At 64.4% G+C, this 12,106-nt stretch carries 11 protein-coding genes; 10 read left to right on the top strand and 1 reads right to left on the bottom strand.

Going from position 1 to position 12,106, the window contains the following annotated elements; translation table 11 throughout:
- Positions 1 to 30 precede the first annotated feature (30 nt).
- Entirely contained in the window at positions 31 to 948 is a 918-nt protein-coding gene (locus ACYSM9_RS19100; protein WP_461858533.1) for a LysR family transcriptional regulator, read from the bottom strand.
- A 192-nt stretch (positions 949 to 1,140) separates the two neighbouring features.
- Between ACYSM9_RS19100 and ACYSM9_RS19105 the strand changes: the two genes are divergently transcribed.
- From ACYSM9_RS19105 to ACYSM9_RS19150, 10 genes are all read left to right on the top strand, one after another.
- Entirely contained in the window at positions 1,141 to 2,541 is a 1,401-nt protein-coding gene (locus ACYSM9_RS19105) for an NAD(P)/FAD-dependent oxidoreductase (RefSeq protein ID WP_461858534.1), read from the top strand.
- Positions 2,542 to 2,555: 14 nt separating this feature from the next.
- Positions 2,556 to 3,287: a DUF1365 domain-containing protein gene (locus tag ACYSM9_RS19110; RefSeq protein WP_461858535.1), complete on the top strand. Its 732-nt coding sequence runs from the start codon at positions 2,556 to 2,558 to the stop codon at positions 3,285 to 3,287.
- Positions 3,284 to 4,639 (top strand): class I SAM-dependent methyltransferase, encoded by a 1,356-nt coding sequence (locus ACYSM9_RS19115; RefSeq protein WP_461858536.1) that lies wholly within the window; start codon positions 3,284 to 3,286, stop codon positions 4,637 to 4,639. The genes ACYSM9_RS19110 and ACYSM9_RS19115 overlap by 4 nt, the downstream gene beginning before the upstream one ends.
- The gene (locus ACYSM9_RS19120) at positions 4,636 to 5,874 is read left to right on the top strand and encodes a class I SAM-dependent methyltransferase (RefSeq protein WP_461858537.1); all 1,239 of its coding nucleotides are present in this window, start codon (positions 4,636 to 4,638) and stop codon (positions 5,872 to 5,874) included. Before ACYSM9_RS19115 ends, ACYSM9_RS19120 begins: the two co-directional genes overlap by 4 nt.
- Before the next feature lie 353 nt (positions 5,875 to 6,227).
- Complete coding sequence (gene nrdH / locus ACYSM9_RS19125) at positions 6,228 to 6,473, top strand: glutaredoxin-like protein NrdH (protein ID WP_461858538.1); 246 nt, start codon at positions 6,228 to 6,230, stop codon at positions 6,471 to 6,473.
- A gap of 120 nt (positions 6,474 to 6,593) precedes the next feature.
- Positions 6,594 to 7,064, top strand: coding sequence for a class Ib ribonucleoside-diphosphate reductase assembly flavoprotein NrdI (gene nrdI, locus ACYSM9_RS19130; RefSeq protein ID WP_461858543.1), 471 nt, complete (start codon positions 6,594 to 6,596; stop codon positions 7,062 to 7,064).
- 20 nt (positions 7,065 to 7,084) lie between these two features.
- Positions 7,085 to 9,205, top strand: coding sequence for a class 1b ribonucleoside-diphosphate reductase subunit alpha (nrdE, locus tag ACYSM9_RS19135; RefSeq protein WP_461858544.1), 2,121 nt, complete (start codon positions 7,085 to 7,087; stop codon positions 9,203 to 9,205).
- A 35-nt stretch (positions 9,206 to 9,240) separates the two neighbouring features.
- Positions 9,241 to 10,032 carry an NUMOD3 domain-containing DNA-binding protein gene (locus tag ACYSM9_RS19140; RefSeq protein WP_461858539.1) on the top strand — a complete coding sequence of 264 codons (792 nt, stop codon included), beginning with the start codon at positions 9,241 to 9,243 and terminating at the stop codon, positions 10,030 to 10,032.
- Positions 10,029 to 11,003 (top strand): class 1b ribonucleoside-diphosphate reductase subunit beta, encoded by a 975-nt coding sequence (gene nrdF, locus ACYSM9_RS19145; RefSeq protein WP_043451063.1) that lies wholly within the window; start codon positions 10,029 to 10,031, stop codon positions 11,001 to 11,003. Before ACYSM9_RS19140 ends, nrdF begins: the two co-directional genes overlap by 4 nt.
- Before the next feature lie 152 nt (positions 11,004 to 11,155).
- Positions 11,156 to 12,055, top strand: coding sequence for a hypothetical protein (locus ACYSM9_RS19150; protein ID WP_461858540.1), 900 nt, complete (start codon positions 11,156 to 11,158; stop codon positions 12,053 to 12,055).
- Positions 12,056 to 12,106: the final 51 nt, after the last annotated feature.

Here is a 12,106-nt window from a genome sequence, read left to right on the forward strand (position 1 = left end):
CCGAAGTGCAGACCATTCCAGCGTTCGGGCCTAATTCACCGCCGTGCGCATCCCGGCGAGAGTTTCGGCGAGCAGATCCACGAAAAGCTGTACCCTGGCGGTCTTCCGGTCGTTGATCAGCAGGGCAAAGACGTTGCGGGCGAGCCGGATTTCCGGGACATCCAGCACCACCACCCCCTGCGGTTTGTTCCGCAGTGCCAGCTCCGGGACGAGGGCTGCGCCCAGCCCCGCGGCCGCCATCTCCAGGCTCGCGTGGAAGTCGTCGCTGTGGGCCACCACGCGCGGATGCAGGTTGCAGCCGGCGAATAGCCGTTCGATCACCATCGCGTCGCTGGTGCCGGGGTGGTGCATGATCCAGGGCATCTCGGAGAGGTGGTCGGCGGCCACCTTGGCATCGGCGCGGAAGCCCCAGCCAGCGGGCAGCACCACCCGGAAGTCATCGTCCCCGATCCATTGCCGGTTGATCGTGTTGGGCCAGGCGAAACCGGTCTGCCCCACCTGGAAAACAACGGCCAGGTCCAGGTCACCGCCGCTGCGCAGGCCCTGGATGGTCTGGCCGGGCTCAGCCACTGACACGCGCAGGTCGATGCCCAGGTTCTTCCAGGCCGGGTTCCGCAGGATGCGGGGCAGGACGTAGGTGGCCAGGCTGGGGAAGATGCCCAACCGCAGTTCCTGGGTTTCCGTGTCCATGGCGCGGGACGCGGCGGCCATGAGCGCTTCGATGTCCGTGAGCACCTTGGCGGCATGGCGGGTCATGACGACGGCGGCTTCCGTGGGGATCACGCTGCGCGCCGAACGCTGGAAGAGGGTGACGCCCGTGTCCCGTTCCAGGGCAGACATTTGCTGGGAGACCGCGGAGGCCGTGTAGCCGAGCGTTGCCGCCGCGGCCGCGAACGAGCCCAGCCTTGTCACTTCCAACAGGGTCTTCAGGTGCACCGGATTTACCACCAGCCCACAGTACTCCGCGGGCCCGCCACCGTGCGCACACCTGGCGGGCTTCGCAGCCCGCGGCAAAAAGAATGCCGTGCCCGCCCATCCGCGCTGCGGAGCGCAGCGAATTGCCCTCTGTACACTCAGCCCAGGTGCACCCAATCCAGGGAAACCGGGGCCAGCGGCAAATGTTCAGCAGAGGAGCATCAGGTGACACCTACCCCAGCAGGAAGTGCAGGCGGCCGGCGGCGCGTCGCCGTGGTCGGCAGCGGCGTGGCCGGACTAACGGCGGCCTACGTGCTCAACCGGGAGGATGACGTCACCCTCTTCGAAGCCGATGCACGGCTGGGCGGACACGCGCACACGCACGACATGCCGCAGCCCGACGGGTCTGTCCTGGGCGTCGATACCGGTTTCATCGTGCACAACGAGCGGACGTACCCCACCCTGCTGAGGCTGTTTGCCGAGCTCGGGGTGGAAACGCAGGACTCCGAAATGAGCATGTCCATCCGCTGCGACGGCTGCGGACTGGAGTATGCCGGTGCCCGCGAAGGCGCCCGCGGGATCATCGCCCGGCCGTCCAGCCTGCTGCGCGGCCGCTACCTGCTGATGCTGCTGGAAGTCACCCGGTTCTACCGCAAGGCGCGGGAACTGCTGAACTCTGCGCCGCCGTCGTCCGTCACCGCTGAGGTGGATATCCCGGAACTGACGCTCGGGGCGTTCCTCGAACGCGAAAACTTCAGCCCGTACTTTATTTCCCACTTCATGACCCCCGTGGTCAGTGCCGTCTGGTCCTGCGATCCCACCACCGCGCTGGCCTACCCGGCCCGGTACCTCTTCACGTTCCTCGGCCACCACGGCATGCTCGGAATCAAGGGCTCGCCACAATGGCGCACCGTCACCGGCGGCTCGGCCCGGTACGTGGAAAAGCTCGCCGCGACCCTGCCGGACGTCCGGCTCAACACGCCCGTGACCGCCATCCGCCGGCTTCCCGAAGGGGTGGAGCTCATGACCGCCGACGGGCTGGAAGACTTTGACGCCGTCGTCATCGCCACCCATCCGGCCCAGGCGCTCGGGTTCCTTGCCGACGCCACCCCGGCGGAAAAGGAAGCGCTGGGCGGGATGCCCTATTCGGTGAACCACACCGTCTTCCACCAGGACCCTGCCGTCCTGCCCGCGGCGGAGAATGCCAGGGCCTCATGGAACTACCGGCTGCCGTCCTGCGATGCGCGCCCCGACAAGGTCCTGGTGAGCTACGACCTGACCCGCCTGCAACGGCTCGCCCCCGGGGACGGCAGGCCGTACCTCGTGAGCCTGGGCGAGTCCGAACTGATCGCCGATGACGCCGTCCTGGAACGCATGGTGTACGAGCACCCCCAGTACACCCCCGAATCGCTCAAGGCCCAGCAGGCCATCGCCGCCCTCAGCGACGGCCGGATCGCCTACGCCGGCGCCTACCTGGGCTGGGGTTTCCACGAGGACGGCGCCCTTTCCGGTGTCCGGGCGGCCGGGAAGCTCGGCCGCACCTGGCCGGTCGCCAGGCCGGAAGACCCCGGGAACTCCGCCGGGGGAGACGAGCGGGAACTGCTGTCTGCCGCGGAGCCCGCATGACGGACGGAGCCGCCTTGACCACCAGCCCAGCCATCTACCGCACGTCGATTTCCCACGTGCGGCGCACCCCGCTGAAGAACGCGTTCACCTACCGCAGCTACAGCTGGTTCGTCGACGTCGACCGGCTGCCGCGCCTGCCGCTTTTGCTCCGGCCCTTGGCGGTATTCCGCGCCGCCGACCATCTCGGCGACCCGGATGCGGGCATCCGGTCCAATGTGGAGCGTTACCTGCGGACCCAGGGCATCGAGCCCGACGGCGGTCCCATCCACATGCTGGCCAGTGCCCGGGTCTTTGGTTACGTCTTCAACCCGCTGACCCTGTTTTGGTGCTACCGCTCCAGCGGGGAACTGCTGTGCGTGGTGGCCGAGGTGCACAACACTTACGGGGAGCGGCACTGCTACCTGCTGCGGACGGATCCGGCGGGCCGGGCTTCGGTTCCGAAGGCGTTCTATGTGTCGCCCTTCAACGACGTCGACGGGCAGTACCGGATGAAGCTGCCCGCCCCCGGTGAACGGCTCGCGGTCTCGATCGTCCTGGAGCGCGAGGGGCACCGCCCGTTCGTGGCCACCATGGACGGCACCCGCCGGCCGGCCACGGTCCGCAACATCCTTGCCGCGGCGTGCGCGGTGCCGGCCGCGCCGCTGCTGGTATCCGCCCTGATCAGGGTGCAGGGCGTTAAACTCTGGGCAAGGCGCCTGCCCGTCGTCGCAAGACCACACCACCCTTCACAGGAGGCAGTTCAATGACAATGACGGACGACAACGGAACCACGACGGCGGCCGCGTCCGGACGCGTGCCGTACAGGGTGCCGCAGCCTCCCGCCGTGGTCGACGCCGCCGTGTGGCCGGGCATCGCGACGGTTCCGGCCGGCTTCAAGGCCGATGTGGCGGCCCGCATTGCCGCCGGCATCTTCAAGGCCGCGGCCAGCCGTCTCCCGCTTGAGGTGCGGTTCCCGGATGGACGGGTCCTGGGATCCGCGCCGGCCGGCGCGCCGGTCATGACCATCCACCGGCCCGACGACTTCGCCCGCCGCCTGGGTGACGGCGGCCTGATCGGGTTCGGCGAGTCGTACATGGCGGGGGACTGGGACGCGGACAACCTCACAGCCGTCCTCGAGGTCTTCGCTGCCCGTGCCGGCACCCTGGTTCCGGAACCGCTGCAGAAACTGCGGGCCCTGTTCCTGCCCCGTCAGCCGCGCAGCGAACGGAATTCACCGGAAAACACGCGCTCCAACATTTCCCGGCACTACGACCTCTCCAACGAACTGTTCGCGACGTTCCTTGACCCGACCATGTCGTACTCCAGCGCGCTGTTCCCTTCCCTGGAAGGCGCCATCCGGCACTCTGACCGGGACAGCTTCGCCGCCGCCCAGCACGCGAAGATCGACCGCCTGCTGGACAAGGCCGCCGTCGGGCCCGGAACCCGGCTCCTCGAAATCGGAACCGGCTGGGGCGAACTGGCGCTGCGGGCCGCCGCCCGCGGCGCCACCGTCTACTCGGTCACGCTCTCGAGCGAGCAGCAGGAACTGGCCCGGAAGCGGGTCGCCGAGGCCGGGTACACCGACGCCGTGACCATCGAGCTCAAGGACTACCGCGCCGTCGAGGGCGAGTATGACGCGGTGGTGTCCGTCGAAATGATCGAAGCCGTGGGCTACCAGTACTGGGCCACCTACTTCCAGACGATCGAGCGGGTGCTGGCGCCCGGCGGCAAGGTGGCCATCCAGGCCATCACCATCGCGCACGACCGGCTCCTGGCCACCCGCACCGGCTACACCTGGGTGCACAAATACATCTTCCCGGGCGGGGTGATCCCCTCGGTGCGGGCCATCGAAGAGGTCACCGAGCAGCAGACAGGGCTGCAGGTGCGCGAACGCCTGGCCTTCGGCGAGCACTACGCCGAGACGCTGCGGCTCTGGGAGGAGCGCTTCATGGACCGGCAGGAGGAAGTCTCGGAGCTCGGCTTCGACACCGTCTTCCAGCGCATGTGGCTGTTCTACCTCTGCTACTCCAGGGCGGGCTTCGCGTCCGGCTACCTGGACGTCCAGCAAATCGTGCTGGACCGGAAGAAGAGCACACCTGTACGCGGGGCCGGCCTATGACGGCAGCACTGGCGGACACCATTGCCGACGCCCTGCGGCCCGTCGTTGGCGGGGAACTGCCCGTCCGCCTGAAGGTCTGGGACGGCTCCGAAGCGGGACCGCACGGCGCGCCTGTGGTCCGGCTCAACAGCCCCAACGCCATCCGCCGCCTGCTGTGGGCCCCGGGGGAGCTCGGCGCCGCGCAGGCCTACGTCACCGGTGAGCTGGACATCGACGGCGACCTCAACTCGGCCCTGCAGCAGCTGTGGGAAGTGGTGCGGCGGCGCAGGCTGTCCGGGATCCGGCCCACCCCGGCGGTCCTCGCCGGCATCGGGAAGATCGCCCGTGCCGCCGGCGCACTGGGTGCCCCGCCCGCACCGCCGGCGACGCAGGCCAAAGTCTCGGGGCGGCTGCACAGCCTGGTCCGGGACCGTGCCGCGATCAGCCACCACTACGATCTCAGCAACGACTTTTACGGCCTGATCCTCGACCCGCAGATGGCGTATTCCAGCGGCTACTGGACCCAGCCGGCGGGCGCCGGCTACGGCGTGGAGGACGCCCAGCGCGACAAGCTGGACCTGGTGTGCCGCAAGATCGGACTCGAACCCGGCATGCGGCTGCTGGACGTCGGGTGCGGCTGGGGCTCGCTGAGCCTGCATGCCGCCCGGCACTTTGGGGCCACGGTGGTGGGGGTCACCTTGTCCGTGGAACAAAAAGCCTTCATTGACGCCCGGATCAAGGAGTACGGGCTGGAGGGCCGGGTGGAGATCCGGGTGCAGGACTACCGGCAGATCCCGGACGGGCCCTTCGACGCGGTCGCCTCCCTGGAAATGGGGGAGCACGTGGGGCAGCGGAACTATCCGGTCTATGCCAGGGCGCTGCTCGGCAACGTGGTTCCCGGCGGCAAGGTCCTGGTGCAGCAGATGTCGCGGCGCGGCAGGCACCCCGGCGGGGGTCCGTTCATCGAGTCCTTCATCGCCCCCGACATGCACATGCGCCCGGTGGGGGAGACCCTGAACTTCCTGGAAGACGCGGGCCTTGAAGTGGAGGGCGTCGAGGGGATGCGCAGGCACTACGTCAGCACCCTGGAGGCCTGGTACGCCACGTTCGAGCAGAACCAGGACCGTGCCGAGGCCATGATGGGGCCGGAAGTGGTCCGGGTCTGGCGGCTGTACCTGGTGGGGGCCCTCAGGAGCTTCGCGGAGGGCAGGATGGGCGTGGAGCAGATCCTCTGCAGCAGGCCCGCTGCGTTGTAGTGCGCCGCGGGCGTGCGCTTGATCACCCGAGGGGGTTCCGAAGGTCACTTCGGGTCCCCTTTTTGCTGCCCTGAACCCCTCCGGGCCAGGCCGCGACACGCCGTCTTTTCCACGACACGCTGGCCGTTAAATGTGGCTAAGTACTCCACAGGATGTGGATTCCGTCCGCAAAATCGCCGGGATTCCGGACATTTTGCGGCACCTTACCTGTGGATTAACGGTGCATTAAATGACATACTTGTAATACATCATCTTGGGGTTCCGAAGAGGCGTCTGCACTACATGTAGTATCTAGATACAGCTTGGACGGGGACACCGCGCCAGCGAAGATTTCGACTAAGGGGACAGCGACAATGACCGTAACGGTTTACACGAAGCCTGCTTGTGTTCAGTGCAACGCCACCTACCGCGCTCTCGACAAAAAGGGCATCACCTACCAGAGCGTGGACATCTCCCAGGACGCCGAGGCACTCGAGCGCCTGAAGGCGCTGGGCTACATGCAGGCACCCGTTGTGGTCACGGACCAGGACCACTGGTCAGGGTTCCGCCCCGACAAGATCGAGGAACTGGCGCAGGCCGCCGTCACCTCCGTGGCCTAGGAGCCACTTCCTTTCTCCCGCACACGCCAACCAGCTGAGGTGACTCCCATGGCAGCACCAACAGCGCAGCAGGACCACGCGGCTTCGAACCCCGCGACCCCGGACCACGCGGCTCAGCGCGTGGGAGTGTCCGTGCCGGACAGCCGGCAGGGTGACGCCGGGCCGGTCCTGACCACACGCCAGCTCATCTACTTCTCCTCCGCATCGGAGAACACCAGCCGCTTCGTCGCGAAGCTGGGCCGCGAGGCGGCCCGGATCCCGCTCTATGCAAAGGACGCACCCCTTCTCGCCACCCGGCCGTTCGTGCTGGTGGTGCCCACCTATGGCGGCACCGGGGGAGAGGGGTCCGTTCCCAAGCAGGTCATCCGGTTCCTGAACAACCCGCAGAACCGGCAGCTGCTTCGCGGGGTCATCGGGGCCGGGAACACGAATTTCGGGGACAACTACTGCCTGGCGGCGGACATCATTGCCGCAAAGTGCCAGGTACCCCACCTATACCGATTTGAACTTATGGGCACGCCAGAAGACGTGGCCCGCGTAAACAAGGGATTGGACACGTTTTGGACACGACTGTCGCAGACACAGAAGTAACCAGGGCCCAGAAGCCCGAGATGCCGGCTGCCTACAAGGGCCTTGGCTACCATGAGCTGAACGCCATGCTGAACCTGTACGGTCCCAATGGCGAGATCCAGTTCGGCGCCGACCGCGAGGCCGCGCACCAGTACTTCCTGCAGCACGTTAACAACAACACCGTGTTCTTCCACGACCTGGAGGAGAAGCTCGACTACCTGGTGAAGAACCAGTACTACGAGCGTGAAACCCTGGACCAGTACACGATGAACTTCATCCGTGAACTGTTCAACCGCGCGTACAAGAAGAAGTTCCGTTTCGAGACCTTCCTGGGCGCGTTCAAGTTCTACACCTCCTACACGCTGAAGACGTTCGACGGCAAACGCTACCTGGAACGCTACGAGGACCGCGTCTGCATGGTGGCCATGCACTTGGCCCGCGGCAACGAGGAACTGGCCAGCCGCCTGGTGGACGAGATCATCGACGGCCGCTTCCAGCCGGCAACGCCGACGTTTCTCAACGCCGGGAAGGCCCAGCGCGGCGAACTCGTCTCCTGCTTCCTGCTCCGCATCGAAGACAACATGGAATCGATCGCCCGCGGCATCAACTCCGCGCTGCAGCTGTCCAAGCGCGGCGGCGGCGTCGCCCTGTCGCTGACCAACATCCGCGAGCACGGCGCACCCATCAAGCAGATCGAAAACCAGTCCTCCGGCGTCATCCCCGTGATGAAGCTCCTCGAAGACAGCTTCTCCTACGCCAACCAGCTCGGTGCCCGCCAGGGCGCCGGGGCCGTGTACCTGCACGCCCACCACCCGGACATCTACCGGTTCCTGGACACCAAGCGGGAGAACGCGGACGAGAAGATCCGCATCAAGACCCTCTCCCTGGGCGTCGTCATCCCGGACATCACGTTCGAGCTGGCCAAGAAGAACGAAGACATGTATCTGTTCTCGCCGTACGACGTCGAACGCGTCTACGGCATCCCGTTCTCCGACGTCTCGGTCACCGAGAAGTACTACGAGATGGTGGACGATTCGCGGATCAAGAAGACCAAGATCAACGCCCGCGAGTTCTTCCAGACCCTCGCCGAGATCCAGTTCGAGTCCGGCTACCCGTACATCATGTTCGAGGACACCGTGAACCGGGCCAACCCGATCGCCGGCAAGATCACCATGAGCAACCTCTGCTCGGAGATCCTGCAGGTGTCCACGCCCTCGATCTACAACGAGGACCTCACCTACCAGGCCGTGGGCAAGGACATTTCCTGCAACCTCGGGTCCATGAACATCGCCAAGACCATGGACTCGCCGGACTTCGGTGCCTCCATCGAGACGGCCATCCGCGCGCTCAGCGCCGTGTCCGACATGTCCTACATCAACTCGGTGCCGTCCGTGGCCGAAGGTAACCTGCAGTCCCACGCCATCGGCCTGGGCCAGATGAACCTGCACGGCTACCTGGCGCGCGAACACGTCCACTACGGCTCCGAAGAGGGCCTGGACTTCACCAACATCTACTTCTACACGGTGCTGTTCCACGCGCTGCGCGCCTCCAACCGGCTCGCCATCGACACCGGCCAGACCTTTGGCGGGTTCGAGAACTCGAAGTACGCGTCGGGTGAGTTCTTCGACAAGTACACCGAGCAGGAGTGGGCCCCGGAGACCGAGCGGGTGCGTGAGCTCTTCGCCGGCCACCACATCCCCACGCAGGATGACTGGCGCGAGCTGAAGGCCTCCGTGATGGAGCACGGCATCTACAACCAGAACCTGCAGGCCGTCCCGCCGACCGGTTCGATCTCCTACATCAACAACTCGACGTCCTCCATCCACCCGGTGGCGGCCAAGATCGAGATCCGCAAGGAAGGCAAGATCGGGCGCGTCTACTACCCGGCGCCGTACCTCACCAACGACAACCTGGACTACTACCAGGACGCGTACGAGATTGGCTACGAGAAGATCATCGACACCTACGCCGCTGCCACCCAGCACGTGGACCAGGGCCTGTCCCTGACGCTGTTCTTCAAGGACACCGCCACCACCCGCGACATCAACAAGGCCCAGATCTACGCCTGGCGCAAGGGCATCAAGACGCTCTACTACATCCGCCTCCGCCAGCTGGCGCTGGAAGGGACGGAAGTGGAGGGTTGCGTTTCCTGCGCGCTATGACAACTGAAATAGGTTGATTATCGAGGGAGTAAGTGATGGAAACGACGACGGCGACGGGCGGCTTGGTTTACGGCATCCGGCTTCGGCCGGAGGTTGAGTACCGCTATGTCGGTATCACTACCAAGACGGCCAGTCGTCGTTTCCATCAGCACCTGCGGGTAGCTGCTACGGGTCGAAAGACGCCCTTCTATGACTGGGTTCGGAAGCAGGATCCTACCGACCTCATTGCTGATGAATTGGACTGGATCGAAGGCCTGCCGGAACTGGGGCAGGCCGAGGTGGACTGGATCAGTTACCTGCGACGCGAGGGTGACAGGCTGTTGAACCTTTCGGATGGAGGCCTCGGCCCCACCGGTCAGGTATGGACGGAGGAGATGCGGGAGGCCGCCCGTATCCGTTCCACCGGCCGAAAAATCCAAAGGGAATCAGGGTCGGGGGCTTCGTTCTACGGAAAGAACCACACGTTGGAGCAGCGCCAGAAGTGGTCCCGGGAACGCAAAGGCATGTACGCGGGAGCGGCGAACCCGAATTTCGGGAAGTTCGGCCCGGATCACCCCGGGTACGGGCATACGGTTAGCGAAGAAACCCGCAAGATTCTTTCCGAAGCAAAAAAGGGAGAGGGCAACCCGAACTTCGGGAAGAAGGCCAGCGCCGAAACCCGTGCGAAAATGTCAGCGGTACGGAAAGGCCGGCCGATGCCGTCCAGCCGCCGCAACGCCCATACCAGGCACCACACCAATAAAGGCATCGAGAAAGCCGACTGCAAGTACTGCGTCGAGGACTCAGCCAAACCAAGCCTCTCTTCAGAAAGCGAGTCGGAGTCATGACCGAGAAAGTAAAGCTCCTCAGCCACGTCGAGGCCATCAACTGGAACCGCATCCAGGACGACAAAGACGTGGAGGTCTGGAACCGCCTGGTCAACAACTTCTGGCTGCCGGAGAAGGTGCCGCTGTCCAACGATGTCCAGTCCTGGAACACCCTGACGCCGGCTGAGCAGCAGCTCACGATGCGCGTCTTCACCGGTTTGACCCTCCTCGATACCATCCAGGGCACCGTGGGCGCTGTCTCCCTCATCCCGGATGCGCTGACCCCGCACGAGGAAGCCGTCTACACGAACATCGCGTTCATGGAGTCGGTCCACGCCAAGAGCTACTCCTCCATCTTCTCCACGCTGGCCTCCACCAAGGAGATCGACGAGGCGTTCCGCTGGTCCACCGAGAACGAGAACCTTCAGAAGAAGGCGCAGATCGTCATGGACTACTACCAGGGCGACGACCCCCTGAAGCGGAAGGTGGCGTCCACGCTGCTGGAGAGCTTCCTGTTCTACTCGGGCTTCTACCTGCCCATGTACTGGTCCTCACGCGCCAAGCTGACGAACACCGCCGACCTGATCCGCCTGATCATCCGCGATGAGGCTGTGCACGGCTACTACATCGGCTACAAGTTCCAGCGCGGACTGGAGACCGTGTCCGAGGAGCGCCGCCAGGAGATCAAGGACTACACGTTCGAGCTGCTCTTCGAGCTGTACGAGAACGAGGTCCAGTACACGCACGATCTTTACGACGGCGTGGGCCTGGCCGAGGACGTCAAGAAGTTCCTGCACTACAACGCCAACAAGGCCCTGATGAACCTGGGCTACGAGGCGATGTTCCCGGCTTCCGTCACCGACGTGAACCCGGCCATCCTCTCGGCCCTGTCCCCGAACGCGGACGAGAACCACGACTTCTTCTCCGGGTCCGGTTCCTCCTACGTGATCGGCAAGGCCGTGAACACCGAAGACGAGGACTGGGACTTTTAGGTCGTGTCGGCTTATTTGACCGGCGGCGCTATGGCACCTGGATGCAACTGCCTTCGGCAATCTCTGATGCCTTTCCTTCCTCAGGAACGGCACCCCCACAGCAGCAAGCAGCGTACTCATAATTCTTGGAGGGAAGAATCACCATCGGTGCTTTGGATACTCTTCTGACGGATGCCCAGACAAGGGTAGCGGAGACTCTGAACAAATCCATCACGATCGAGGAAAAGCGATTTCTCAACGCGGATGCGTTACCTGCAGCGGGTTCGAACACATGGCACCGTTACGAGGACGTGGTGGCCGTCGTGTCTGACCTGAAAGGATCGACACGACTCGGAACTGGCACGCACGCAAAACCTACGGCCAAGATTTATGATGCAGCCGTATCACAGCTCTCTCGGATCTACAAGCACTTTGACTCTGACTTCCAGGATATTCAGGGCGACGGCGGCTTTGCCCTGTTTTCCGGCGATGCGGCCTACGAAAGGGCTCTTTGCGCTGGCATCACCGTGAAGACTTTCAGCGAAAGGTTCCTCATCCCTGCCTTGGCTGAGCATTGGGACAACGACGCCGTCGCTGAGACCGGATACAAAGTGGGCATTGCGTCGTCGCCATTGCTGGCTGCAAAGGTCGGGGTCCGTTTTGAACCGTCACGACAAGAACCGGTTTGGGCTGGCAAAGCTGTTAACTATGCGGCCAAGGCAGCCCAACAGAGCGACCGCCATCAGCTTCTCATCACTGCCTCGGTCTGGGCTGGCATCGAGAAGAATCAGTACTTGACCTACACCTGTGACTGTGGAGATGGACCTAGCAGCAATCTCTGGACACCCCAGGTCATCGCGAAGCTTCCGGAGGGTGATGATGAACGCGAAGGGATGCTGTTGCAATCTACCTGGTGCATAAATTGTGGGGATGAATTCTGCGCATCCATCATGAAGGGTGAGACCATTCGCTCAACCGTTGAGAAGGGCCTTAGGGAGGCAAGTCTCAGGAAGGTGCGCGAGGGCACTCGGACCCACCACCGAAATCGCCTTGCTGGACTGGCGCGCCGCTAGATGATTAAGTCCTATTGGTTTCAGTGGTCGTAGGCGATGAGTGAGCGTTTG

It is taken from the genome of Arthrobacter sp. C152, from assembly GCF_054890965.1.

Coding starts and splice junctions, on each gene's coding strand:
- nrdE (WP_461858544.1), top strand. CDS start 7,085: ATGCCGGCTGCCTACAAGGGCCTTGGCTACCATGAGCTGAACGCCATG.
- ACYSM9_RS19115 (WP_461858536.1), top strand. CDS start 3,284: ATGACAATGACGGACGACAACGGAACCACGACGGCGGCCGCGTCCGGA.
- nrdH (WP_461858538.1), top strand. CDS start 6,228: ATGACCGTAACGGTTTACACGAAGCCTGCTTGTGTTCAGTGCAACGCC.
- nrdF (WP_043451063.1), top strand. CDS start 10,029: ATGACCGAGAAAGTAAAGCTCCTCAGCCACGTCGAGGCCATCAACTGG.
- ACYSM9_RS19140 (WP_461858539.1), top strand. CDS start 9,241: ATGGAAACGACGACGGCGACGGGCGGCTTGGTTTACGGCATCCGGCTT.
- ACYSM9_RS19120 (WP_461858537.1), top strand. CDS start 4,636: ATGACGGCAGCACTGGCGGACACCATTGCCGACGCCCTGCGGCCCGTC.